At 37.1% G+C, this 25669-nt stretch carries 19 protein-coding genes, 1 pseudogene and 1 other annotated feature (1 of these 21 cut by a window edge); of the genes and pseudogenes, 9 read left to right on the top strand and 11 right to left on the bottom strand.

Annotated elements, in window-relative coordinates; genetic code table 11:
* Nucleotides 1–36: a binding site (T-box leader), on the bottom strand (it extends 197 nt beyond the left edge of the window).
* A gap of 42 nt (nt 37–78) precedes the next feature.
* A complete protein-coding gene (helD, locus tag CP366_RS06995; protein WP_013086836.1) occupies nt 79–2385 on the bottom strand; it encodes an RNA polymerase recycling motor HelD in 2307 nt (768 codons plus the stop codon).
* A 152-nt stretch (nt 2386–2537) separates the two neighbouring features.
* Here helD and CP366_RS06990 point away from each other — a divergent pair, with 152 nt between their 5' ends.
* Nucleotides 2538–3230 (top strand): M57 family metalloprotease, encoded by a 693-nt coding sequence (locus tag CP366_RS06990; RefSeq protein WP_005727351.1) that lies wholly within the window; start codon nt 2538–2540, stop codon nt 3228–3230.
* 60 nt (nt 3231–3290) lie between these two features.
* The gene (locus CP366_RS06985; protein WP_005718274.1) at nt 3291–3941 is read left to right on the top strand and encodes a histidine phosphatase family protein; all 651 of its coding nucleotides are present in this window, start codon (nt 3291–3293) and stop codon (nt 3939–3941) included.
* Between the two features lie 142 nt (nt 3942–4083).
* Here CP366_RS06985 and CP366_RS06980 read toward each other — a convergent pair whose 3' ends face one another.
* A complete protein-coding gene (locus CP366_RS06980) occupies nt 4084–5355 on the bottom strand; it encodes a hypothetical protein (RefSeq protein WP_089146076.1) in 1272 nt (423 codons plus the stop codon).
* Nucleotides 5356–5495: 140 nt separating this feature from the next.
* Between CP366_RS06980 and CP366_RS06975 the strand changes: the two genes are divergently transcribed.
* Both CP366_RS06975 and CP366_RS06970 read left to right on the top strand, forming a co-directional pair.
* On the top strand, nt 5496–6182 hold the full coding sequence (locus CP366_RS06975) for a DUF4145 domain-containing protein (protein WP_035443344.1): 687 nt from the start codon (nt 5496–5498) through the stop codon (nt 6180–6182).
* A gap of 179 nt (nt 6183–6361) precedes the next feature.
* Nucleotides 6362–9013, top strand: coding sequence for a calcium-translocating P-type ATPase, PMCA-type (locus CP366_RS06970; protein ID WP_089148007.1), 2652 nt, complete (start codon nt 6362–6364; stop codon nt 9011–9013).
* A 49-nt stretch (nt 9014–9062) separates the two neighbouring features.
* Here CP366_RS06970 and CP366_RS06965 read toward each other — a convergent pair whose 3' ends face one another.
* The 5 genes from CP366_RS06965 to CP366_RS06940 all read right to left on the bottom strand — a co-directional run bounded on the left by CP366_RS06965 (nt 9063) and on the right by CP366_RS06940 (nt 13337).
* On the bottom strand, nt 9063–9461 hold the full coding sequence (locus tag CP366_RS06965) for a PTS sugar transporter subunit IIA (RefSeq protein ID WP_005723897.1): 399 nt from the start codon (nt 9459–9461) through the stop codon (nt 9063–9065).
* A 55-nt stretch (nt 9462–9516) separates the two neighbouring features.
* Complete coding sequence (locus tag CP366_RS06960) at nt 9517–9810, bottom strand: hypothetical protein (RefSeq protein ID WP_035443341.1); 294 nt, start codon at nt 9808–9810, stop codon at nt 9517–9519.
* A gap of 280 nt (nt 9811–10090) precedes the next feature.
* Nucleotides 10091–11083, bottom strand: coding sequence for an asparaginase (locus CP366_RS06950; RefSeq protein WP_023488349.1), 993 nt, complete (start codon nt 11081–11083; stop codon nt 10091–10093).
* Nucleotides 11084–11094: 11 nt separating this feature from the next.
* Nucleotides 11095–11868 carry a MurR/RpiR family transcriptional regulator gene (locus CP366_RS06945; RefSeq protein ID WP_089143437.1) on the bottom strand — a complete coding sequence of 258 codons (774 nt, stop codon included), beginning with the start codon at nt 11866–11868 and terminating at the stop codon, nt 11095–11097.
* A gap of 131 nt (nt 11869–11999) precedes the next feature.
* Nucleotides 12000–13337, bottom strand: coding sequence for a 6-phospho-alpha-glucosidase (locus CP366_RS06940; RefSeq protein ID WP_005718261.1), 1338 nt, complete (start codon nt 13335–13337; stop codon nt 12000–12002).
* An 818-nt stretch (nt 13338–14155) separates the two neighbouring features.
* Here CP366_RS06940 and CP366_RS06935 point away from each other — a divergent pair.
* Together CP366_RS06935 and CP366_RS06930 are read left to right on the top strand one after the other, a co-directional pair.
* The gene (locus CP366_RS06935) at nt 14156–14989 is read left to right on the top strand and encodes an SEC10/PgrA surface exclusion domain-containing protein (RefSeq protein ID WP_065989965.1); all 834 of its coding nucleotides are present in this window, start codon (nt 14156–14158) and stop codon (nt 14987–14989) included.
* Nucleotides 14990–15446: 457 nt separating this feature from the next.
* Nucleotides 15447–15989, top strand: coding sequence for a TetR/AcrR family transcriptional regulator (locus CP366_RS06930; RefSeq protein ID WP_005723891.1), 543 nt, complete (start codon nt 15447–15449; stop codon nt 15987–15989).
* A 25-nt stretch (nt 15990–16014) separates the two neighbouring features.
* Here CP366_RS06930 and hpt read toward each other — a convergent pair whose 3' ends face one another.
* Complete coding sequence (gene hpt, locus CP366_RS06925; protein ID WP_089146078.1) at nt 16015–16548, bottom strand: hypoxanthine phosphoribosyltransferase; 534 nt, start codon at nt 16546–16548, stop codon at nt 16015–16017.
* A gap of 243 nt (nt 16549–16791) precedes the next feature.
* Between hpt and CP366_RS06920 the strand changes: the two genes are divergently transcribed.
* Entirely contained in the window at nt 16792–18189 is a 1398-nt protein-coding gene (locus CP366_RS06920) for an ATP-binding protein (RefSeq protein ID WP_089143436.1), read from the top strand.
* Nucleotides 18190–18239: 50 nt separating this feature from the next.
* Here CP366_RS06920 and CP366_RS06915 read toward each other — a convergent pair whose 3' ends face one another.
* Together CP366_RS06915 and CP366_RS06910 are read right to left on the bottom strand one after the other, a co-directional pair.
* The gene (locus tag CP366_RS06915) at nt 18240–18803 is read right to left on the bottom strand and encodes a GNAT family N-acetyltransferase (protein ID WP_089148013.1); all 564 of its coding nucleotides are present in this window, start codon (nt 18801–18803) and stop codon (nt 18240–18242) included.
* A 20-nt stretch (nt 18804–18823) separates the two neighbouring features.
* Nucleotides 18824–20971 (bottom strand): hypothetical protein, encoded by a 2148-nt coding sequence (locus tag CP366_RS06910; protein ID WP_089148008.1) that lies wholly within the window; start codon nt 20969–20971, stop codon nt 18824–18826.
* 192 nt (nt 20972–21163) lie between these two features.
* Here CP366_RS06910 and CP366_RS11075 point away from each other — a divergent pair, with 192 nt between their 5' ends.
* Together CP366_RS11075 and CP366_RS10935 are read left to right on the top strand one after the other, a co-directional pair.
* Nucleotides 21164–21466, top strand: coding sequence for a linear amide C-N hydrolase (locus tag CP366_RS11075; protein WP_089148009.1), 303 nt, complete (start codon nt 21164–21166; stop codon nt 21464–21466).
* A 5-nt stretch (nt 21467–21471) separates the two neighbouring features.
* Nucleotides 21472–22162, top strand: a pseudogene (locus CP366_RS10935) (linear amide C-N hydrolase).
* Nucleotides 22163–22223: 61 nt separating this feature from the next.
* Here the strand turns inward: CP366_RS10935 and CP366_RS06890 are convergent.
* Nucleotides 22224–25598, bottom strand: a complete 3375-nt coding sequence (locus CP366_RS06890; RefSeq protein WP_089148012.1) for an SLAP domain-containing protein — start codon at nt 25596–25598, stop codon at nt 22224–22226.
* Nucleotides 25599–25669 lie beyond the last annotated feature (71 nt).

Here is a 25669-nt window from a genome sequence, read left to right as displayed (position 1 = left end):
TTGACTAGTATTACTATTTCTGTTCTAAGTTGTTTTTAATGTTGAATAAATGTTAAATGATCTAGCAACTTTTGTCAATTATTTTTCTTCATAAGTATCTGGATCAACATCAAGCAATGGACTCTTTTCTCCAGTATAAATAATATCTAGCTTATACATTGCACGAGAGGTAATAGTATAAACAAGTTGAGTTTCATCCAATTTATGGTAAGCAGCTTTAGAGGCATCCCACATGACTACCGCATCAAATTCTAGTCCCTTAGCCAAGTAAGAAGGCACAACTAGAGTACCATCAACTAGTCGCTGATTAGCAGTCGCAATTAAGGTCGTGTTTTCACCTTTTTTAGCTAATTCTTCATGCACAAATTTAGCTGCAGCTAAGTCTTTGGTAATAACAGCTGTCGTACGCTTATTTTGTTCATTATTATGCAAAACGTTAACTAAAACATCAATTGCTTCATCATCGGTTTTTCTGCCCCAAATTATAGGCTTAGGACCTTTACGGTTAAAGGCTTCAATCTTTTCGCCTTGACGCAAAATTTGCTTGGTGAAATTGGTCAATTCCTTAGTTGAACGATATGATTTCGTTAATTGCACCACATCAGTTTTTTCAGGATCAAATAAGCCAGAGATCTGCTTAAGTAAACTACGACTTTCATCCTTAGTAAAAATAGCCTGATTCAAGTCACCCAACATTGTAAACTTGGCCCGTGGGAAATTATACTTCAAGTAAGCTAATTGAAATGGAGTATAATCTTGAATTTCGTCAATGAAGGCATAACGCATCTCAAAGTCAGTCCTGCGACCAGTGATCATGTCATACAAATATAAGTAAGCTGAAACATCATTCATGGCAATATGGTGCTGCTTAAAGTTATTCTTAACTTCTTCCACATGAGCCAACCAATCATTTTCATCAATATTCCACTTAGATAGATCAACCATCTTAGGTACAGCTCGCAAAAAGCTCAGGTATTGTGCTCGCATATTCAAAAAGTGGTTGTGCAAAATACGCTTATGCACGCCCTTCAAGGCTGATAATACAATTTTTCTACCTAAAAAGGCCTCTTCCTTAGCCTCAGACTCAAATTCTTGATCAGGTCGATCATATAACTCATTTAATTCAGATTGGCTCATTCCTTCAATAGCGTGTGCCACCCAAGCCTTCTTAGTTTCTGGCGTAATCTTTCGATTCAACATCTTGATCAATTCTTCACGCGTTGCATCAATTCGGTTGGCCAACTTGTAATTTTCATTGAAAGAATAATAGATCTCCTTAATTTTTTCCTTATCAAAGTAAGGTTTCTTCTTATCACGGAAATAAATATTCTTGAAAATAACACCGCGCTTATTCAAGTGCTCTGCATAACGAGTCAACAAGTTAAAGAAATTAACTGAATCCTTAAACTTAGAAATATTGCTGTCTGCGGTTTGATCTTCAAACTGTCTGAATAAGTTTTCAACTTCCATACCTGGCAACCGTCGCGCAACAAACTGCCAGTAAGTCATTTGAACCATATTTTGTTCGCCCATTTCAGGCAAAACATTCTTAATATAGTCATTAAACAACTGGTTAGGACTGAACATGATTACATCACTTGAAGTCAGGTTGCCACGATAACGATAAAGCAAAAAGGCTATCCGCTGCAAAATCGCACTGGTTTTACCAGAACCTGCCGCACCCTGGACAAAAAGCAGATCTGCTTTGGTGTTTCGAATAATCTTATTTTGTTCGCGTTGAATCGTCGTTACGATTGACTTCATCTGCGTTGATGATTTTTCTGACAAAACTTCCAAGAGCATTTGATCACCGATTGACTCATCAGTGTCAAACATGTTCACAATCTTACCATCTTCAATCATAAATTGGCGTTTCTTAGTCATATCAACTGTAATTTCACCTTCAGGCGAATTATAAGAAACTTTACCCAATTTACCATCATAATAAATTGAAGATATTGGTGCCCGCCAGTCATAGATCAAGAAGTGATCGTCCTTGTCTGCAAAAGAACCTAGACCAATATAAATCGTCTCTGTTCGGTCCTCATTTTTTTCTTTAAAATCAACCCGAGCAAAATATGGTCGCTTCTCTAAACGCTCTACAGTCTCTAGCTGCTTAGCTGAATGTTGCCAAGCATGTTCACGTTCACTCAATAATTGTTGCTGCTGGTGGATTGACAGTGCTGTTTCCATTGAAGTGGAATAACCATCATAATCCAATTTAACATCGTCAAAAAAGTGTGAATTAAGCTCTCTTGCTTCGCCTTCAGCTGATTTGATAGATTTTTTTAAAGTTTTTTCGCGGTCCTTGATCTGACCCATAATATTATCAAGGTGCTTTTGTTCAAGTTCTTTTTCGTTTTTTTCAGTTTTGGCTGTAGCCATCTAATCACCTTTTCTTTAAAAATTCGCATACTATTTTACCATGAATAGCGCTTTCATAATAGTTTTCCTGCTCGTGAGAAAAATATAAATAAAAATTGATGAAAACTTTAACTTTAGAGACTATAATCTTGACATATTGGGGTGATATATACATGAAAAGATTTTTTAAATTACTGAGAAATGTTCTCTTGCTTGCTCTTATCGCTCTTGGCGTTTGGACTTATCAGAACAATCCCAATATTCGTATCGCAACGCAAGACTCCCTAGCTACACTTAGCTATCGAATTAACGAACTTCTAACTAACGAAACGACCATTTCTCCCAATAACGAAAAAAAGACTACTAATATCAAAACTGACACAGATAAAACAGAAAATGACGATTCTTCAGACAATCGTGTATGGTCAAATCCTGAAGCTAAGGTTTATATCGATATTAGCAATAATGCTCAACTAAGATCAGCTGCAGTCAATGCAATGAACGCTTGGAATCGTACCGGTGCTTTTACTTTTCACCAAATAAATGATAAAAAAGACGCTCAAATCGTCATTAATACAGTCGATAATAGCGACACTAATGCCGCAGGAGAAACAGCAACTACCTATAACCCTGCTACAGGACATTTGTTAAAGGCCACGGTCAACTTGAACCGTTACTATTTGCAAAACGAATGGTATGGTTACAGTTACAATCGAATCGTTAATACTGCTGAACACGAATTAGGCCACGCAATTGGCTTAAACCACACTAATAATGTCTCAGTCATGTACCCAAAGGGTTCGATCTATACGATTCAACCGCAAGATATTAAAACTGTTAAAAAGATCTACCACGAAAACAATTAACTTTAAAAGCTCACCTATTTTTTCTACAATAAAGGGTGAGCTTTTTACGAGGAGAAAAATATGAAAAGAATTTATATCGTCCGTCACGGTCAAACTTATATCAATCGCTACAATAAGATGCAAGGTTGGTGTGACACACCATTAACTACACCAGGAATTGAAGGCGCTGAAGAAGCTGGTAAAGCTTTAAGCGAAGTACCTTTTGACATTGCATTGTCTAGTGATCTTAAGAGAGCAAGTGATACCTGTGAGATCATCATGAAATATAACGCCAACAAAGACGAATTGCAGCACATCGCTAGTCCATTTTTCAGAGAACAATTCTACGGCTACTTCGAAGGAATGGATTCCGAAATGGCTTGGCGAATGATTGGTGGCAGTCACGGCTACGGAACACGGCAAGAAATGTTTGCTCATGAGAGCATCGATACTATTAAGGATTGGATTAAAGAAGCCGATCCTTATCACCAAGCAGAAAACGCTGAAGAATATTGGGCTCGTCTTGATGATGGTTTTAAATTAATCAGTCAATTGGATGGCGCTGAAAACATTCTGCTAGTTACTCACGGCTTCACTATTAGAAGTCTCTGGTATCGTTATGGTGACCATATTCCTTTGGTTCCAGGTCCTAAGAATGCTTCAATCACTATTATGACAATGAGTGAGAAAGGCGAAATTAAGATACCTAAGTGGAATTTAATGCATTTATAGCAAAATAAGATTAGGCGAATCGGGCCTAATCTTATTTTGTTTGTTTAATTATTTTTGCAAAACAATATTCTTATATAGCTTCACTGTTATTAAAAAACTTCCTACTATTTTTAACAGTAGGAAGTCTTACTCTAACTAATCTTTAGTCACTTGTTTTAGTTTTTATTAACTTGCAGTCGCCCAAAGTCTGAATCAATTGTTTGCCATCTTTTTGGTGGAAAACAGCGTTTTGATACGACAATCGTTCTTTCTTTTTACTCTTATCTTTATACTTTTTAATAAAGGTTACTTCATAGTTAATCCGACTATAATTACGCTTACCTGGTAAAACAGAGAGCACCTTGATCTTTACACTTAATTTCTTGATACTCTTCTTTTTATGCCATTCCTTTAGTTGCTTAGCAATCTTCTTATAGTCTGGATTTTCTTTTCCATTTTCAAAGTCATCTGCATTTGGCGACTTAAGGGTGTTGTACAATAGCTTAGCTGCATCCCCAACCTTAATCAAGCCAGGCCAAATCGGGTTAACAATATAGTCACCTTCTGCATCCTGATAGACATCTTTTTCGCCATTGCCTTGATATTCAGCAGTACCATCATAATCAGTGACGTCATCCTCACTATTAGAAAATTCTGAACTAATCGATTGCGACAAATCCGTTACCCTTTCGGACTTAATAGTTTGACCATCTGCCTTACTCTTAATATAGATTTCCATTCGCTTAGCAATCGGATAATCCTTGAAAGTATAGCTACCATGCTGGTTCAATTTACCCGCCTTACGATCATTGATATAGATCGTACCATTAGGAACGCTGCGCACTTGGAAAGTGGCCGTTTTGATCTTCATATCAACAGTCTTATCTGACCAAATGTTAACAATCGAATCAGCATCTAAATGGCGACCATTAACCTTAGATTTAACTAATATATGATAGCGACCAGGAAAGACCATACCTAAGTCTTGATAGTAATTCTGATTGCCACCTTCCATTTCACCATAATCCTTTTGGTTAACCGTCAAAGTTGAATTAGCGTGATTGGTCTTCACCTGTGGGCGATATACTTGTATCCACAACTTATATTTTGGAAAAAGCAAAAAATTGCGTCCATCTTGAATCAGTCTGATTTCACCATGATCGCGATTATGACGCAAATTATAGGCTAAACGTTTAGCTGCACTGTGATGCTCTTTAAAGTAATTTTGAAGCGGCTTCAGCGATTTATCTGTCACATCCATATCAGGCGTTGAAGCCGTGACATACTGAGCCAGCTCAGTTTTAGGATCCTGCATTTTAGCTACAATGCGGTCAATTTGACGTTCTTTAGTGTAATAAAAATTGCCAATTAGCCATGCAATACCAATTAACAGGATAATAACTCCCGATATCCAAATTTTCTTATGTTTTTTCATTGATCAAAACACCTTTTCACAAATCCTTTTAACTTAGATTAACAAGTTGATCAAAAAAAGCAAACATCTTTTGTTCACAAATCAAGACGAAGTTCTTATTATATTTAGTAGCATTATTTTATTTTGGAGGGGATTGCACAGTGGAAGTAAATTTTGATTTTGTAAAAAATAGCAGCTTCAAGGAAGCCTTTCCTACCGCTGAAAAAATCCACAAATTATACACAATTGATGATTATCGTGACGTTATTTCAAATTCACGTCTTCTATTAGAGAGTCTAATCAAAAAAATTTTTAAGTTAGAAAATCTCAGTCCATATTACACAGTTCATGATGGCGAACACCGTAATTTGCGTAATAATACACATTATTTACGCAATGAACTAGATTACCCTCTTTCGATCATGGATTTATTTGACGAAATACGCCGCATGGGCAACGCTGCTGTCCACGATAACCAAATTGAACCAGATCAAAAGCAAGCCTGGCACTGTATTTGTGATTTACACGATATTCTTGTCTTTTTAATTAACAGCTATGACGGTCAAGACCTATATTATTTGCGTCCCGATATTGCGATGGAAGCACAAACTGATGAAGACCATTATTATGTGCGCCAAAATAAGCAACCAAAAATAATGAAATTGCATGATCATCAAAATAATAAGAAAAAACAGTCCGCATCTGCACCAAAAAAGACGAAACATGTTAAACATTTTTCCAGTAAACAGCATATAGAGCAAACTAACTCTGAGTCACAAACGAAAACTACTCCTTCTACTAAAGACAATTGGTTAAGAAAAATTAAAGAACTCTTTCACCATGATTAGTCATATTGACACTATGTCACAATATGATAAACTATATATTATATAATTTACATACCGAGAAGCGCCTATGACGCTGCCGATACGCAAATGAAAACTGAACAAGTTTCTCAAATGGGGAACGGCTTATGCTAGTAGGTCGTTTTCCATTATTTTTTTACGAAAGGAGTGGTTAGTCCGCTATGGATAATCACAGGCAAAAACCTTGGGCTGTCGAACAGTCTGAGGTATTAACAAATACAAAAACAACCGAAACTGGTTTAACTGAAGACGAAGTTCGAATACGCCAGCAAGCTGGTTTAAACGAGCTCGCAGCTAAACCTCCTAAAACAGTAATCCAAATGGTCAAAGAGCAGATTTTTGATCCAATGATCGGTATCTTATTAGTAGCTGCCCTCTTATCTGCTATGTTTGGCGAATATACCGAAGCCATTATTATCGCGACAATCGTGGTTCTTAATACCATTATTGGAGTAGTTCAGGAAAAAAAGGCACAGTCTTCTTTAGCTGCGTTACGTGACATATCTGCGCCAACTGCCCATGTAATTCGTAATGGCAAAGAATTAATCATACCGGCCAAGGAATTAGTAGTTGGTGATATTGTTACCTTGCATGATGGGGACATGGTTCCAGCCGATTTGCGCTTAATTGAAACAGCTAACTTGAAAATTCAAGAAGCATCCCTTACTGGTGAATCAGTACCGGTAGAAAAAGACGCAGCTGCTGTTTTAAATCCAGATTGTGCTCTTGGTGACCGCATCAATATGGCTTTTTCTTCCTCAATTGTGACTTATGGTCGTGGTCAAGGCGTCGTGACAGCAATTGGGATGCAAACAGAAATGGGTGCCATTGCTGGCATGTTAGAAGATCAAACTGAAGTACAAACACCATTGAAACGCAAATTAGCTAAAGCCGGCATGGTCTTAACGATTATCGGCTTAATTATTTGTAGTTTGGTCTTTGCAATTGGTGCTTTCTATGGCCGTCCACTTTTACCACAATTCTTGGTTGCTATCTCATTGGCAATTTCAATTATTCCAGAAGGTCTGCCAGCAACCGCGACAATTGTTATGGCCTTAGGCGTTAAACGCATGGTTAAGCGTAACGCTTTGATCAAAAAGTTGCCAGCAGTCGAAACCTTAGGTAACGCCACTGTCATCTGTTCCGACAAAACTGGTACTTTAACCTTAAACAAAATGACTGTTACACAGGCAGCAACGAATGACTTCAGCCAAAGTCACGTAGTTGACCAGCTTGCAGCAAACAAAACCAATCAAACTTTGGCCTATGCTAGCGCTCTTTGTAACGATGCCAGCTTGAACGGTGAAAAAGAAATTGGTGATCCAACTGAGATAGCCTTAATTCCTTTTGCCCAAAAGCTTGGCTTTAACCAATCTAACTTAAAGAAAGAATTCCCCCGTTTGTTCGAACAACCCTTTGATTCGGACAGAAAACGGATGACAACATTGCACAAAATTGACGGTCAATTAACGGTCTTCACTAAGGGTGCAACGGACGAAATGTTGCCGTTATGTACACACATTATGACTGACAATGGCGTGCGTAAAATTACACCCCAAGACAAAAAGCAAATTGCCCACTTGTCTCACCAAATGCAAGCTGACGCTTTACGAGTACTAGGCTTTGCTACCAAAATAGTGGATAACTTACCTGAAGCAAATGCTGATTTGGAAAATAATTTGACTTTTATCGGGATTGTCGGCATGATTGACCCACCACGAAAAGAAGTTGCAGCATCAGTTAAAACCTGCCGTGAAGCCGGTATTCGCACAATTATGATTACCGGTGACCACAAGGTAACTGCCTTGGCAATTGCGAAAAAGTTAAACATTTATCAGACAGGTGACTTAGCAATCTCGGGAACTGAATTAGACCAAATGTCTGATGCAGAATTAGATCAAGCTGTTGAAAAGGCTACCGTTTTTGCTCGCGTTTCTCCTGCTGACAAACTGCGCATCATTCAAAGCTTAAAGCGAAATGGTGAGGTAACAGCTATGACCGGTGACGGAGTAAACGATTCACCTGCCTTAAAGGCTGCCGATATCGGTGTCGCTATGGGTGTAACGGGTACAGACGTGGCTAAGGACGTGGCTGATATGATCTTGCTTGATGATAGTTTTACCACAATTGCGCACGCTATCAAGGAAGGTCGCCGCGTCTACCGCAACATCCAAAAAGTAATTCAGTTCTTGCTAGTTGGTAACATTGCTGAAATTACCACTTTGTTTGCGGCAACTATTTTTAACTGGGATGCGCCATTATTGGCAGTACACATCTTGTGGGTTAACTTAGCTACAGCTACTCTACCTGCCCTTGCTCTTGGCGTAGACCCAGCAAGTAAAAACATTATGAAACACAAGCCAGTTAAAGCTGGTACTTTATTCGAAAAAGACCTAGTTATTCGGGTTATTACCCAAGGAATATTTGTTGCCCTGCTTACTTTAATTGGTTACTTCATTGGTAAAGAAATCGGCAATCAAGTTGTCGGACAAACCATGGCCTTCAGTATTTTAGCATTGGCCCAAATGATTCGTTCATTTAACCAGCATTCAAATACTGATCCCATCTGGAAAAGATCATCTGGTAATAATCCATGGTTAACAGTGTCATTCATTATCTCTGCATTTTTCATGGGTATTATTCTCTTTGTCCCAGCAATGCAAGATGCATTTCACATTACCAGTTTGTCAGCTGGACAATGGTTAATCGTAGTTACCCTAGCTTTACTTTCAATTGCACAAGTTGAGTTAGTAAAAGGTTGGGCAAAGTTTAGAAATATTTTTATTAATGACAATAATTTAATTGAAGATTAATTAGTTACAAAAAGACGGTAGCATTACAACGCTATCGTCTTTTTTGATATTAAACTTTGGCTGCTGCCAATTGGTCAACATCTATCTGACTACGACCAATCTGAATTGCCTTTTCGGTGCTTTCATTCAAGCTAGCATTGATCATCTTATGGCTAAGCTCCAGCACCATTGGCAAATTAACACCGCTAATTACCCGTACTCGCTCAGGATACATATCTTCATATTCCGAAGCGACTAAGTGGGGTGTCCCATTTTTTAAATCAGTTAGCACCAAAATCTGACTATTCTGATATTTATTCATGACTTTAGCAAAACGAGCCTTAAAATCTCTGATTCCTGTGTCGTTTAATTCAATTGTCAGGATCTGATCATTCTTGCCTGCCAACATATCATGTGCAGACATTAGCCCCGCAGCCAACCCTTCATGAGTTGCAATTAAAAGTTCCATAAAGCGCACCTCTTTGTAAGCGATTTCTATAGAACCATTTTAACATATTTTTGTATTAATTAATCTGTTCAATATCTGCTAATAAGCTACTTTGTTCAGGTGTTAGCCGCTCATCCTTTTGCCGTAACTTAAGTACTTGTAGACAAGTGTGCAAAATCTTTTTTCCTTGTTCCGTCACTTGTTTGCCATCCATATCAGGCGTTACATTGGCTAAAAAGTCATCCATCTCATCAGCAGTAACCTTGAAAACATCATTTTCTCCATGAATCAAGGGCATCCGATTGAGCATTTCTTCAATCATTTGTAATTTATTTCTAGCCTCTTCAAAATCCATCTTGTTCACATCCAATTCTTTTATTATACAAAAAAACAGCCACCTAAGTGACTGTCATCTTTATTTCGTATTAATAATTGCGTTTGAAATTGTAGTTGCATTAGATTCGATCAGTTGATGCGAATTGTTAACAAAAAGGGAAGCCCCAATTCCTATAGCAGCAAATACAAGCCAAACTTTCTGTAAAACTGTACTCTTCATGTTCCCAGCTCCTTATATTTCTTATTATATAAAAAGCCGATCGTTATGGGAATGGCTGCGCTTACAATTAACATAATTGTAATATTATTTACCTTTACTTAAGAGTTACTTCTCCAGCAACATTTGTATCAAAAAAATCAGCAATTTGATGGACGTCCATCCCTTGCCCTAAAGCCCACATTAATTTGGTAATCGCACTCTCAGAAGTCATATCACAAGCGGAAATAGCTCCTTCCAGCAAAGCCTCACGCCCCACCTCATATTTGGTCAAATCGCTACGTTCATACAAGCATTGACTGCTGGCTACAACGGGAATACCTTGACGAATTAGCTTACCAATTGCGGCTACCATGTTGCGGCGAATAAAGTTCATCCCGCCTAGACCATACGCTTCGATAACAATCCCGCGGCAACCACTATTAACCATCGCAAAAAGCAGATTAGGATCAAAACCTGGAAATAGTTTCACCAACGATACGTGCGAATTAATTTTAGTATTTAAGGTTGGCTGACCGTCATGTTCTTTTTGAAAATGTTCTGAATTAAAAACTAACCCATCGGAAGAAACGGTTGCTACTGGTGGTACATTCACACTTTCAAAAGCATCAAAGTTGGTAGTCCGCACCTTTACACTGCGGCAGCCCAGCATAACTTTATTATGAAAGGCTAAATAAACATCAGGTGGACAAGTTGCTGCAGCTGCAAAAGCCAACCGTAGGTTATCGTGAGCGTCACTTAGGACCACGTTAATTGGTACCTGACTTCCCGTCAGCACAACCGGGATATTAATATTTTTCAGCATAAACGACAACATTGATGCCGTATAAGCCATAGTATCAGTACCGTGTGAAACAACAATTCCATCGTAATCATTGCGGTATTTGTAAATATTTTCTGCAATAAATTTCCATTCTTCTGGTTGGATATTAGAAGAATCTAATTGCAAAATATCGCGGACTTGAATGTCGTACGGCAACTTTCCCAACATTTTAATTAACTCTTCACCGGTTTCCTTGGGTACTAGGCCTGCATCAGAAGCAACGGAAGCAATGGTTCCCCCAGTTGATAGCAATAATATTTTCTTCATCTTGTTCCCCTTTATCTCAAATCACAATGTCGACCATAACTATTCATGATTAGATCAATTAAAACATAGGCCGAACTAAAAGTTACCGCATTTTGCTTACTAAATTGAAATGGCGTAGTTTTGAAGAAAAAGCTATAGTCGCTAAGAGAGGCTAGTTTTCCCGTTTGCCAGCTAGTCAATGACACCAATTTCAGTTCAGTATTCACGACATCAATCTTCTTAAGTTCTTCAATAATTGTTTTATTAAAACCACCAAATGAAATAACAAACAGCATGTCATTTTCCCGTGCAGACCGCCCTAATAATGCCACTTCGTCGCGTGCACTAGGCAAAATAATTGCTTTTTTACCAATTAAGAAAAAGTTATGCGCCAAATATTCCGCGATAATTTGCTGCTGCCAGCCAGTAGAGTAAAGATAGATCGTTTCCGCTTGATCTAAATCCGCAAAAAATGGTTGTAAGTTTAATCCCTTAAAATATTTAAAAGTTTCAGCAATGATCTTTTGTAAATCCGTATTGAAATCTAGCGTTTGCTTGTTCTTAACGTTTTGCTCCTTTCGTGCAGCTAACTCGGACAATTCAAATTTCAATTCGCTGAAACCACTTAATCCCAATTTTTTGCTTAGGCGGAAAATAGCGGACTTAGAAACGTATAATTTCTGAGCTAATTCCAGCAAACTCAACTGACTTGCTGCTTCAGGATATTTCAATAAATAGCTAACGATTGCTTTATCGGTCTCATTAAAACTTTCCTTTTTCTTCATGACCGCTGTTTCTAAATCCATTCTGTTTCCTTTCTCATCACTGTTTCTTATTAAGAAAAGAATATCATGTCGTACTCAAAAAAGGTAGCCACCCTATTTGAGTAACTACCTTAATTTTTATTCTTAAATTGAAGTTATGTTATGACAATTAATTATTTAAGTTCTGGCCAGTATGGAGCATTAACTGGAATCATGTCATCCAAAATCTTCTTAGCAACGGAAGCATCTGGTACAGTCTTGTTTAATGCAAATGCTTGCAGCATCTTATTGTATGAATGTTCAACATAAGCATCAACAACCAATTTTTCACAAGTTTGTTGTTCCATCATCAAGCCTCTTTGGAAGCGACCTGCTTTACCCGTAGCCATTGGTTGAATGCCATCAGCACCAAACAATGCTGGTACTTCAACAATTGAATCTGGATCCATATTAGAAATTGCACCGTTATTAGCACAGTTAGCTAAGAACTTTTCATGAGTGTTAAATGCGATCGCATGACAAATATCTACGATATATTCAGAGTGCAAACCTGAAATATCCCAAATATTATTCTTAGCAGTTCCCACCTTTACGATTCTTTCACATTCGCCAAAGACAATCTTTTGCCGGTGTTCACGAATTTCATCAGTACGAGTATGCTTCGGATCAGCATTAGCAACTTCATATTGTGGGAAGTAGTAGTATTGCATGTAATTGTTTGGCAAAGTTTCTGGCTCTAGCTTATATTCATCGGCAACTTTCTTAAAGGTGGCTTCCCAAGAAGCTTCAGTATCCTTGTCGTAATCGCCACCTACCCAATAGCCGTGCTCTTTGACGTATTCCTTCAACTTAGGCATTAAGTCTTCGCCAGTCTTCTTGTTGCGAACTTCTTTCCACCAGCCAAAGTGATTCAAACCATAATAGTTAAAGTCAATATCATGCCAACTGTCCAAACCACAAATGGCAGCCATTCTGTCCATATCATCAATCGGCATATCACAAATGTTAATTACCTTAGCATTTGGACGAAGACGACGGCAAGCTTCTGCAACGATTGCAATTGTGTTGGAGTAGTTGATCATCCAAGCATTTGGTGAGTATTCTTCCATCCAATCAATAATTTGCAAAATTGCGGGAATTGAGCGAAGACCATAGGCCATTCCTCCGGGTCCAGTAGTTTCTTGACCATTCACGCCATATTTTAATGGAATCTTTTCATCCAAGCTTCTCATGTGATATTTACCAACACGAATTGATCCCATAACAAAATCTACATCAGTAAAAGCCTCTTTAGGATCAGTTGTGTAAGAAAACTTAATTTGTGGTGCCCTTTCCTTCATGATAATTTCAACAGCTTTGGCAATCTTTTCTTGCCGTTCAGCATCGTTATCATAGAACTTCAACTGTCTTAATGGGAATTTATCCTGACTCTTGATTAAATCAAGGACAAATCCTGGAGTAAAAGTACTACCACCGCCAGCAATAACTACTGAATATTTCTTACCATCCATAATCTATTTTCTCCTTTAAATAAAACTAAGTTTTTATCTCTGTTTCATTTGCCTTACGCATATATTTATATCATCTTCTTCCACAAATGTATTCGTTTTCACCAGCTTCAGACTTTGTTTCAAGTTTTGGAACGCGTTTCACTACGCGAAATATTTTTAAATGTTGCCTTAAGCCTAACAAATCAGGTGTTTAACTGCCTTTATTAGTAATAGTGTAAACATGAAAAAAATAATCGTTTCATGACCAAGATAAACTATAATTTGAATATTCCTTTAACCACAAAAATAAATAGTCCGTATTTGATGATCGTATAGCTTTAATTACAAAATACGACTCAAACTAGTTTCACTTCCATATTTTGTAGTGTAATTTTGAAATTAATTATAATTTTAATATCTTTCTGCTATTTTCTATACAATATAATATTTTTAAAACATATCTTTGCTAAACGCTGATTTTATCCCAACTCTTAGTCATTAGTACTTGATAATTTATAGATAACTTAGGTTATAATTATATATTTTTTTATATAAATTTAGCCTTTATTAAAAAACTTTTGAATTATTTATTAGTCGTATAGCTTTTATTTTAGGTCGCCCTAAGTCTTGATAAACTAGCACTCTAAAAAATAACATATATGTTTTTATTTAACAAGATACGTTATTAAAGCTGTTCATATATAGACTTTGTTTTTAATAATGTTAGTATCATTCCATGAAGAGACATATAACGATCTTTAAGGAATTGACTACTCCTTAAGCAAAAAAATGACTTATAAATTGGGAATTCTTTTCGTAATATAGGGGGATTAGGAAAAATGACAAAGAATGTTAAGCTATTATCACTTATCGGTATCGCAGCCGCTTTAGCAGGTGGAAGTGTTGCTATTTCAAATAATAACAACTCTACTGTTCAAGCTGCTTCTATCACATTACCCGCTGGTTACACCAAGAGTGCCATTATTAAATGGAACCAAACTGGTAAAGCAAGTAAGGCTTTGATTGATGCTTCTAAAAAAGGCATGAAGGAAAACACCAATAGTGATGCGGGTTCAGATAATACGTTAGTTAACGTGACTAAATTAACTGCGTCTCAACAAAAAGAACTGAGCCAATACACTTTAAGCTTAATTAATTCTGCACGTCATCAACTTGGCAAGCAAGACTGGACTTACAAGCGAGGTGCTTTGCACTTTGCAAATCGTGTAGCTAACGAATACTACAACCATAACAGATCTTGCTGGGATGCCGACCACTATGTTACTGGAATTGAACGCGCAGCTAAGGCTTCTGGCCTTAACTCAAAAGTAGGTCAAGTCTACGAAGATGAAGCTGGCTTGCCTATCTCTTCAACATACAATACTAACTTACGTCCAATGTCAGTATTGAAAAACCAAATTTACTTTAACGTAAAGCAAATGCTTTTTGGCGGTTTTGCAGGCTCTGACAGTCAGATGAATGACTCATCTAGATACACTGAATGGGAACACGCTGGTGATTTACTTGGTTGCCGTACTAAGAGCTACGATGCTAAGACTAAATACTTTGGTATTAGTTTCAGTGGCTTAAAGGATGACCAAAGCAAGGTTAGTGTTCACATGATGGGTGTTGCTAAACGTTACATCCAAAACTACAGAAAATTCAATCATTAAAACTAACGCTGTAGTTAAAAACTTAATACAGTTTCCTAATCCAAGAGCTCAAGTAGTTCAGTCAACTATTTGAGCTCTTTTATTTTTGCCCATTTTTCATCAAAATCCTGTCAAAAAAATGCAGATATTCACACATTTTCAATTAAGCTATCTAATTGTTTGTATACATTAGCTAATACTAATAGTGTGTTAAGTTATTATCTTATTACTATTTTGTCTATAATCCTTGATAAATCAATGTTTCCAGCAATAACTGTACATAATTAATAACAGTATAGTAAATTATGATTACAATTAATAAACTTTTTCAAAAGCAATTTTTGCGTTATCCATGCGGGATTTTCGCTTACACAATCTATTACATTATTGTTATCTAAAAAAAGGATTGCTATATTAAATAGCAACTGGTATATTATATATCAATATGTTCAATGAACATAAAAAAGGGAGGATAAAGATGTATTTCACTACTACAAGAAGAAAAACTAGGAAAGACAGGATACATATCCAATTCTTTGCACAAGCCTTAAAAAAAGACCTATCACAAGGAACTGTTTACAAGTATTCAGTTCAAAGATTCTGTGAAGCTGCAAATATCTGTCGCGGAACTTTTTACCGCAACTTTAAAAATTTGAATGATCTATTTAGTCAAGTACTGCAATTCGAAATCAATTCTTGCTTCAACAATCCCCAATCAAGTACTTTACATAAAAAAGCACACAACTTACTGATAGAAATTGAAACTAATGCCACCTACTATCGAAATGTACATTCTCTTGCCTCAAGTCAAATTCGAACACAAGTTGACCAAGCTCTTTTTCGTGAAATGCAAAAATTACTATTCAATAGTAATCTTTCTAATAAGCATATCCAAAGCATTTCAAGTTTGATTCTTATTCGAATTCTAGACTGGATTGCTCATGACTATCAGGACAATGTCATCACAGTTTATACTGACGTTGAATGCCTTTTTCTCCATCACATTAAAAAAAGTTGCTAGCAACGAATACTAGCAACTTTTTACATTAAGCATAAATTTTACGTTTTAAAATACCGACATAAGGTAAATTACGATATAAGCCGTTATAGTCAAGACCATACCCTACTAAAAATGCATCTGGAGCTTGAAAACCATAGTAATCAGCATGGAAATCAACTACTCTAGTATCTGGCTTATCAAGCATAGCTACCACTTCAACGCTGGCGGCACCACGGTCTTTCATCACTTCACTCAATGCTTGAAGCGTACGACCGGTATCAATAATGTCTTCCATAAAAATTACCGGTTGATCTTTAACATCAGATTTTATATCTTGAGTGATCTTTACCTTGCCTGTTGATTCGGTACCGGCATAACTTGAAGCCTTAATTGGATCAACTGTCAATTTAAAGTTAAGTCGCTTGATCATGTCACTAGCAAAAATCATTGCCCCATTTAAAACGGGAATGACAATCGGCTGCTTGCCCTCATATTTTTGATTCAATTCAGCAGCCATCTCATCCATGCGCTTATCTAATTGTGCTTGATCAAACAAAATTTTCTCAATGTCGTTGTTCATTATCTGTCTACCCTTTGAATTCATAATTTTGTCATTGATAAGATTTTAACATGATTTAAGACTGAGTTAAAGCTCTGAAGTACTAAAAGTAAATAATTTGTTTATTTATTGGCTACAATTAGCCTAAATTGTTCGGATTTTAACAAAAGTATTTCACTGAAATTAACCTTATTACGATTAGCATAATTATAATAAGGCTAATCGTAATTATGTTATAATCAAATAAAAGAAAGGAATAAATCTATGCAACATTTTGTCGGTAGAAATAATGAACTCAATGACCTCAATGCTAAATATCAGAGTCCTAACTTCGAGATGATCGTAATCTATGGCCGTAGACGAGTTGGTAAAACCGCCTTGATTAGTGAGTTTATTCAGAATAAACCTGCTATTTACTATCAAGGAATAGAATCAACAGGTGATATGAATCTCAAGAATTTATCAGAAAAAATCAACGATTTAAAAAATGATGATTTTAATACTGCATCCTACGCTGATTTTGAAAAAGCTTTTACAGAAGTGCAAAATATTGCTAATCATTTAGAACAAAAATTAGTCTTTGTCATCGATGAATATCCCTTTTTAGCCAGATCAGAACATTCTGTCAGCTCTATTCTTCAATACGTAATTGACCATGTCTATAAAAAATACAATAATGTCATGTTAATTCTTTGTGGGTCATCGATGTCATTCATGGAAAGACAGGTCCTGGGGTACAAGAGCCCACTTTATGGCAGAAAAACTGGGCAATTAAAACTAGAACCATTTGACTTATTTGAATCAGAAACAATGCTGCCTAGTGTTAATAAAAGCGACTTATTAGGTTACTATGGCATCACTGGTGGCATTCCTCAGTACTTGGCTTATATCAATCCCGAGATTTCATTGAGAGATAATATTAGACAAATGTTTTTCTCACCAGTTGCTCCTCTGCGTGATGAACCGAACGTTCTAATGCAGGAAGAAATGCGCAATCCAGCTACATATAATGCTATTCTCAAAACTATTGCTAATGGTTCCAATCACTACAACGATATTGTGCAAGCAACTGATATTACATCTAGCTCTCTTACACCCTATTTAAAAAATTTAATAGATATTGGCGTCATTCAAAAAAAGCAACCACTTTTTAATAAAAATAACCGCAAAGCTTACTATTATATTGTTGATGGTCTCTTTCGTTTCTGGTTCAAGTTTGTCGACGGTGAGACAGATTTAATTGTTAGAGGACAAGTTGATCGCTTATTAGACTATATTATGAGTGAATTACCCAGATTTTTAGGTCCAGTATTTGAACAAGCTAGTGGCGATTGGCTTTGGCGTCAAAATGATTTACCAATTGGCATTCGTACAATTGGTCAGTGGTGGGGCCCTAATCCAGCTAAAAAGCGTGAAGAAGAAATTGATATTGTTGCACCTGATTTCACTAATAATCAAGCTATTATCGGTGAATGTAAATGGCGAGCAAAAGATAAGATTAAACCGGAAATGATTGATACTTTAGTTGAAAGATCGTTCCTAGTACCCAAGATTAAACAAAGCTATCTTTACTTTTTTGCCAAAGAGGCAACGCCTGGTTTCAAAGCATATGCGCAAAAAAATAATGTCACAGTAATTGAATACCAACACTTTTTTGAATAAACATAAAAGCAGCATCCCAAAGCTTATACTCTAGGAATGCTGCTTTTTCTCTATATTTTCTTAATCATATGATCGTAAGTGCGGTCACCAATCGTCATCGACTTCTGCACTTCATAACCCTTATGCTTGTATAAAGCTTGCGCACGTGGATTTTCTTTGTCCACATTTAAGCTGATAATATGATAGCCATGAGCTAACGCTACTTGTTCTGCCTCGTCCATCAGCTTGCTGGCAATATGTTCACCCCAATGATCAGGATGAACAGCTAGCGCATCAATATACCACTCGTGTGGCCAAGCTTCTTGATCATCAAAAATCACGGTTGAAATGGGTAAACCAGCATTTGCATAATTGTGACGCAAAACAACATCGATGATCTTTTGGTCCTTATACGGGTACATATCCAAAATTCCGACCACTTGACCATGATCTTCGGCTACCCAGATGCGGCGATATGAATAGCGGTAATCTTCTGAAATGAAGCCTAATTTCATCAAACTATAAAATTGATCTTCTGGCAAAGATTCAATCGACTTCATCTGCATTTCATCAAAAATTTGCTTTAATATCGGATAAACAAAGGGAAAATCCGACTTTCTTGCTCGTCTAATAATCATTACTTTCTCCTTAAAAATTATTCATCATCATGATCATTTTCAAACAAATCAACATCATCGACTACATCGAACTTGATTGGGTTCTCTACTTGATTTTTTAACAGGTCAAATATAGTAGTTGCCTTCGGTTCCAGCAATTTGCAGTCATGCATTAAGCGATATAAGGCGAAGAGCTGCGTATAAGTAGCTCGAATCAACAGTCCATCCACCTGATAAGCGGCATCATTATCATCTACTTGCATCGCAGTAGTTAAATAGTCACGCAGTTTTCTTTCATCATAATCTTGGCCCATCATTTCTTTTAGCGCCGGATCTAAGTCGGCATAGGTTTGTGACAGCTTAGTGATTCGTTCAAAATTATAGGCTAAATCAGTGTTGATCTGCTCCATGCTGACCTGATCAAGTTTATCTTGATTGTTGCGAATTCCAGCAGCCAAATTGTCCAGCGCTTCACCAAAAGCACCAAAAACATAATCAAGTCCTAATTGGGTCTCCATTTGTTCGGGCTCTAGATCACTTAATTGGGCTGCACTTTGCGCATTCCAAGCAAAAGAAGGACTGATGATGCGACTAGGCGTCTGGAACAAAATTCCTGCTAAACCTTGCTTGGCTGAGTATTGAACATTAATTGAACCAGGTACAAAATCGCAGCGTTGCTCCAGCTTTTCTACTGCTGCTTGGAGCTTAGCATATAAGTCAGCCACAATACCTGATGTATCACCTTGACCGTTATCAAGCACAATTGTGCCATTTTGCCAGGTATCATGCGGATTATTTTCAGCTAAAACAGAGAAATTCTTGTCAGGATTAAAGCCACTAGCAATATCCTGCGTTGGTAAATAAACGAGAGCGTGACCCAAGAAGTCGGTAATCGCATTAGCATTTTGGTCATCGCCAATTGAATCGATATATGCCATTAAAGTGTAGAGATAGCCATATCCTAGTTGATTAATAATCCCGATTAAGTCAGTCTTGTCCTCACTATCACTTGCCTGAATATAACTGATCAATTTTTGTCGTAAATCTACAAGGGTCCGATCATTGGTGCTGCTTAAATAGTTATCGACATCAGGGATGCTGGCGGAAAAGCCCAAAATTATCCGGTACAAGTAGTCCAAATCAGCGCAATAGCCGTCCCAATCTTGTTCGCTAATTTGCCCGGCCGTATCTTGCAAGTCACGCGCAAAATTCAAAATAAAGGAAATAGCCAGATGAGCTGCGCATTGCTCTGTATTTTCATGCTCAATCATTGCCGCAGTTTTAGTACCTAGAACATCATTACGGAAAATCATCACATCATTAGGTGACTGCAAGTAGACAATCACGTCATGTTGCGTCTCATCATATTCCACGTCCAGAGCGCCAGCAGGGATTAAATTATTTTCGACCAATAAATCACCTGCTTGGCGTAATTTTTCTGCCAATTTTTCCGCTTCTGCTCGTTCAATTGGCTCACCCATCAAGTTAGAATCAGCGCCAGTTGCTGCAGCTTGATCAGCTAAATTTGCTAATAAAGAAAAATCAGGATCTGGCTTGAACAAGTAAGAATCATGAGGGACCTCGACTGTTAAGTGATAAAGCAGTTGTCCTGCAGTTTTGCTATCATCGGTTGAACGCTGCACTTCTTGATAAATTCCCCATAAATAGGCAAACGGCATCCCTGCTAGCTGCGTTTCAGTTTCGGCTAATACATCAGCGTCAAACACGCCGCTTGTAGTTAAAATCTGTTGCAATTCTGCCTTGATCTTTTCAGCAGACAAATCAGCTGTATCTTGATAATAATCATTAATCGCTTCACTTTGCTTAGTCAATTTATACCAGACATTGTACAAATAATCCATATCTTGGCGCAATTGCTCCGGATCAAGCCCTGTCCTCTCTTTTGGCGCCGTGGCATCCATAAAACTGCCAGCCCAACTAATAATAATCCCCTCGCCGTTAGAAGCGTCATCTTGCTCAAGCAGATAGTCATAAGCTTGCTCATTCAAGAGTAAGCTGGGCACAATTAAGTTATTTGGCGTTTGTAAATAAAGTAAGACACTGTCATCATCAGGATTTAATTCAGTATTTAAAGAATTAGACACAATGCAGTTTAATTGCTTAATCCAGCTAATCGCATTGTCAATTTTATTCATTACTTGTTTTAGTTTTGCATCTTCAGTCATGGAAAACTCCTTTATTATCATCGCAAAATGCTGTAAGCAATTACATTCTCACATATTTAGGAGATGATTGCATTATTTTTGCAGAACAATGTTAAGTTTTTGCTTTTATAAAGTCATAAGCTGAATCATTTAGTATTCTTTCTCGGTCGCACTACAATATAATTGATTAATCTGAACAAGGGAGGTTTTAACATGCCGTGTACATCAATTGCAATGAAAGCAAATAATGGTGATTTATTCTGGGGCAGAACCGATGACTTTACTTTCAGTCCCTTTAAAAAGAGCGTGAAAACTCAGATCACTGCTTTTCCTAAAAATACAGAAATGCCAAGCTGTTATCATAAATGGATGAGCAAATATGCATTTGTAGGAATTAATGTTAATAATTCGCTCTTCTATAATGATGGGATTAATAGTGACGGTTTAGTTGGGGATGCTCAATATCTGGAAGAATGTAGCTGGGACACTGAAGAAAACTTAAAAAGCGCGGCTTAACTCCGATCGTCGGAGCAGAATTTGTTAGCTATATTCTAAGCAATTTCAAAGATATTACTGAGATCAAAGAGGCAATTCCTAAATTGGCCCTATTAAAAACTGAATATCAACCATGGGAAGATGCAGAAACTGGCATACCTAGCCCCATACCAATGCACTTCACCTTCTTTGATCCTAGCGGCAAAGGCATTGTACTTGAACCGGTTAACAACGGTGCTTTCAAAATCTATGACAGCATCGGTGTGATGACCAATAGTCCAGAATATTCTTGGCACTTAAATAACTTGCGTAACTACGTGCAAATGCGGCCGCATAATGTTGGTGAAAACAAGCTAAATGATCAATTAGTAATTAAACAGATCGAAAGTGGTTCTGGGTTACTAGGACTACACTCCGCCCTCTCGTTTTATTCGGGCAACTTTTCTGTCAAACTACATTGACAGCTTCAAGCGTGAAGATGGAATCATGCAACTATATGATGTTTTCAAGACGGTCATGATTCCAAAAGGTCTTGAAAAACTAAGTGCCAATAGTACTAAATCTGATTACACTGGCTATTGGATTGGCTATGATGTAACAAAACATACGCTTTATATTCAACCAGAGTGCTGCAATACTTTTACTCAATTTACTTTATCCGCAGATTTAAAAGAAAAGACGATTAAGCAAATTAGTCGTGAGATTAGTTTAGCTTAAAAAAGCATAAAAATAATCGAGCAGTCATTAGATTGTCCGATTATTTTCGTGTATTTACTTTTTACAATAGTTTAGCATTTACAACTTTAACATAGCTATTTTGTCCTAATTGATAGAAACGCTTACCATGGATTAAAACAGTTTTGCCATTATTCCATACGCCGTGCTTAGTTCCTTTCTTTAACAGGACACGCTTAGTATGATTTTTGACAACTTGGCCATTATGATCATAGACATAAGCATTTTTCTTCAATAAAACATACTTAGTGGCTTGAAGGTTGGCTAATTTAATGTAGGCATTTTCACCAATTCGGTAATACTTTCTGCCATGGATCTCAAAGAGTTCACCATTATTCCATACATAAACATAATGGCCCTTCTTAATCAATCTGATCTTGCCATCAACTGATAATGCTCTGCCACTAGCATTGTAAACATAAGCATTTCTTACAACTAATTTCTTCATAAAGGTATTAGCTAATTTAACATATGCATTAGTTCCTACTTGAAGGAATTGCTGTTCCTTGATTTTCACTACTTGGCCATTATTCCAGGCAGAAATAGTTGCTCCCTTCTCAAGACGTTGAACTTTATTATTAGTTGCAAGAACCTGTCCATCTTGATCATAAACTAGTGCAGCGTGAGTTAAAACGAAGGTCTTTTCTTTAGCAGCATCAGCAAGTGATGGAGTAACATCATTCTTAACATCAGATTGAGTTGAATTTCCCTGCTCAAATGAATTTTCGGTGGTTGATGTAGGTACTGTCACAGGAGCTTGCCCATTATCATTATGATTAGCATTGCCGTTATTTTGATCAGGATCAACAACAGGAGTTTCAACAAAGTTAGGGTCGTAATGGACGATTACTTTCTTTTCTACTTTATTGCCCAATTGATCAACTACTGCAATTGTAAAGACATGTGTTGTTGGCTGACCATGATTATCATCAAGTACTTCTTCTTTTTCAAACTTGTGTGAGCCATAATCGTTAGTTGTGTCAGGACTAGCATATAATCCCGCGACATAATCGTAGCCAGAACCGTTAAATTGGCTGAATAAATTATCACCATCAAGATAGAATTTATAGCCATCCAGATTATCGTTAGCTACGCCAGAAAGCTTAAAGGTTGGCTTATTAGTTGTAAATTCTGCTTCATCTTGATTGCCGAGTTGATCAACTAATAATGTAGGTTTAACTATATCTAAAATCAAACCAACTGATCCACGTTTTTCGGTACCATCAGTGGTCTTATAGATGTATTGCACATATCTATGACCTGTGTGAGGCATCTTAAAGACAATTGTAAATTTACCATTATTGTGAATATCAATCTGATTATTAGGATCATTTTCAAATCCACTAGCTACCATTGCTGTTAAGCTAACAACGTTAGAATCAACATGACCAGTCAAAGTAAAGTCATTAGTAGCAGGATCATAATAGCCATTTTCAACTGCTTCTAAGCCAAGATTAGATACGCCACCATCTGTCAAATAGTCAAAATGAATGTCTGGGTTAGACTTATCTTCTGGCTCATACCCTGGATATGGTGTAGGACCAAAAGCATCCTCATCTGCTACTTCATCAGTCACATTAACTCCTAATTGATCTCGATTAGTATAAACTGGCTTGTCAACATGAGTAGGATCGTAGTAAACGCCGATATAAACTTCATCGCTAATATCCGTCGTGGCTGTCTTTTGCTTATCATTAAAGGTTGGCCCATCAATTTCAGTCCATCCCTTTAACAAAGCACGGTTAAATTTACCATCTTTTCCCTTATTAATGCTTGTATGGATATGGAATGTTGCCACGCCATCTTTGACAGTAGCAGTATAAATTTCTTTAGTGAAATAATCTTGGGCAAATGCTTGAACATTATCGCCTTTAGTCACTGCTGCTTGAACAACAATATCCTGATCATTGGAACCAAATACTGAATAGATTTCTGGACCGAAGCTCTTCTTTTCTCCATCAACATGTTGCCATGCAAATTTTGCCTTAAGTGTAGCTGGAGTAAAGGTTAATAATACGTCATGGCCAGCTTGATCACTTGAGAATACAAGCGGCATTTTTTCATCAGCAGCAACAGGTACTGCATACTGATCACTAGCTACTTGAACCAACTTGCCATTAAGATAAAAGTCCTTTGTTGCACCGCCACGTAGAGTATAAGTATTGGTTTTAGCATCATAATCCTCCATCTTTTGATTAAATGCTAAACCATTAGTAGCATTCCAAACAGAAACCTCTGGTTTGCCTGCTTGACCAGCTACATCTAAAGTTAAGGCAGCTGTATTATCTGCTACATCACTAATTGCAACGGTTACTTTATTACCCGCACCCGAAAATGCATTAAGTTCTTCGGGCGTCAGCTTAAATTCAAAATGACCTGAGGTTTTATCGTGATCTGAAAAAACCGATTGTTCCTGATCATCTAATTTAAAACCGAATACTTTATCATTAATGGTTACCGTACCGTATGAATAACTAGTAAAGCCAGCACCCGTATCTTTATAGTCACCACTCAAAGTAGAATTTGTCTGATCAAATTTCACATTACTCAAAGTTGGCGCAATAGTATCAATTACAACTTGAGTATCATGTGTTTGGACTTGATGAGGACCATCATTATACAAAGTTGCCACAAACCGATAAGTATAATTTCCGTCTGGAGCGACAACCATCTTACCTGTTTGAGCATCGTAAAGTTTGCCATCCCAGTCAAAAACAGATGCATCTGAGGCCGAGTATCCCATATCAACGGTACCTTCGCCATCGGCATGATATGACTTTTGAATTCCATGAGAATCACCCAAAACTCTTACTACATTACCTTTGGCATCTAAGATTTCCACTTTAAGATCTTCAACATTTTGTTTAAGGTATGCATAAGGTCGAACTAAATCGCTCTTATTATCGTTATTGGGTGAAAAGGCAACCTTACCACTTTCATATAACTTAGCTACTTCTTGCCAATTATATTGACCATCCACATTAATTAATTTTTTAAGTGAGTCTTGATCAGCAATTCCGCGTGGATAGTTATCCTCATTAGTCCAACGATTGCCTTGGATGTCATTATCTTCATTGGCATTATTATCAAAGACATTCTCATTGGTCATATCACCATAATAACTTAAGTATGGCACTACCAATGTTTTCTTAGTTTCAGTATTTGTAAAGTTTAAGAATCCTTCGACTAATTGATTAGGCTTCAAATTAGATAATTTTAAAGTATATTTAACTTGTGCATCTGACTTTGGTGCTACGGTAACAGCATCTGCACCATAAACATTTGCTCCTGCGAGTTGAACATCGTAAAAGATTCCGCTATCCTTTTCTCTCTTTTCAGTAAAGCCTCCACCCATATCATCAAAAGTATAAGTTTGAGCCTTATCTGACAAGTTATGCAAAGTCAAGGTAAGTGTCAATATTTTTGCGGTAGGCTGTGAACCATTAGTCTAACCTTAATTTCTTAAATATTTATCTGATTTATTTTCCT

Origin of the sequence: Lactobacillus sp. UMNPBX15, assembly GCF_002553785.1 — a bacterium.
Lineage (GTDB): Bacteria > Bacillota > Bacilli > Lactobacillales > Lactobacillaceae > Lactobacillus > Lactobacillus crispatus.
Note: the sequence above shows the minus strand (reverse complement) of the source record. Positions and strands in the feature narration are given on the sequence as shown.

What these genes read in the sequence shown, in the direction of transcription:
- CP366_RS06980 (WP_089146076.1), bottom strand. Translation starts at nt 5,355, where the DNA reads ATGAAAAAACATAAGAAAATTTGGATATCGGGAGTTATTATCCTGTTA.
- hpt (WP_089146078.1), bottom strand. Translation starts at nt 16,548, where the DNA reads ATGAACAACGACATTGAGAAAATTTTGTTTGATCAAGCACAATTAGAT.
- CP366_RS06940 (WP_005718261.1), bottom strand. Translation starts at nt 13,337, where the DNA reads ATGGATGGTAAGAAATATTCAGTAGTTATTGCTGGCGGTGGTAGTACT.
- CP366_RS06970 (WP_089148007.1), top strand. Translation starts at nt 6,362, where the DNA reads ATGGATAATCACAGGCAAAAACCTTGGGCTGTCGAACAGTCTGAGGTA.
- CP366_RS06945 (WP_089143437.1), bottom strand. Translation starts at nt 11,868, where the DNA reads ATGGATTTAGAAACAGCGGTCATGAAGAAAAAGGAAAGTTTTAATGAG.
- CP366_RS06930 (WP_005723891.1), top strand. Translation starts at nt 15,447, where the DNA reads ATGTATTTCACTACTACAAGAAGAAAAACTAGGAAAGACAGGATACAT.
- CP366_RS06985 (WP_005718274.1), top strand. Translation starts at nt 3,291, where the DNA reads ATGAAAAGAATTTATATCGTCCGTCACGGTCAAACTTATATCAATCGC.
- CP366_RS11075 (WP_089148009.1), top strand. Translation starts at nt 21,164, where the DNA reads ATGCCGTGTACATCAATTGCAATGAAAGCAAATAATGGTGATTTATTC.
- CP366_RS06910 (WP_089148008.1), bottom strand. Translation starts at nt 20,971, where the DNA reads ATGACTGAAGATGCAAAACTAAAACAAGTAATGAATAAAATTGACAAT.
- CP366_RS06935 (WP_065989965.1), top strand. Translation starts at nt 14,156, where the DNA reads ATGACAAAGAATGTTAAGCTATTATCACTTATCGGTATCGCAGCCGCT.
- CP366_RS06965 (WP_005723897.1), bottom strand. Translation starts at nt 9,461, where the DNA reads ATGGAACTTTTAATTGCAACTCATGAAGGGTTGGCTGCGGGGCTAATG.
- CP366_RS06990 (WP_005727351.1), top strand. Translation starts at nt 2,538, where the DNA reads ATGAAAAGATTTTTTAAATTACTGAGAAATGTTCTCTTGCTTGCTCTT.
- helD (WP_013086836.1), bottom strand. Translation starts at nt 2,385, where the DNA reads ATGGCTACAGCCAAAACTGAAAAAAACGAAAAAGAACTTGAACAAAAG.
- CP366_RS06920 (WP_089143436.1), top strand. Translation starts at nt 16,792, where the DNA reads ATGCAACATTTTGTCGGTAGAAATAATGAACTCAATGACCTCAATGCT.
- CP366_RS06950 (WP_023488349.1), bottom strand. Translation starts at nt 11,083, where the DNA reads ATGAAGAAAATATTATTGCTATCAACTGGGGGAACCATTGCTTCCGTT.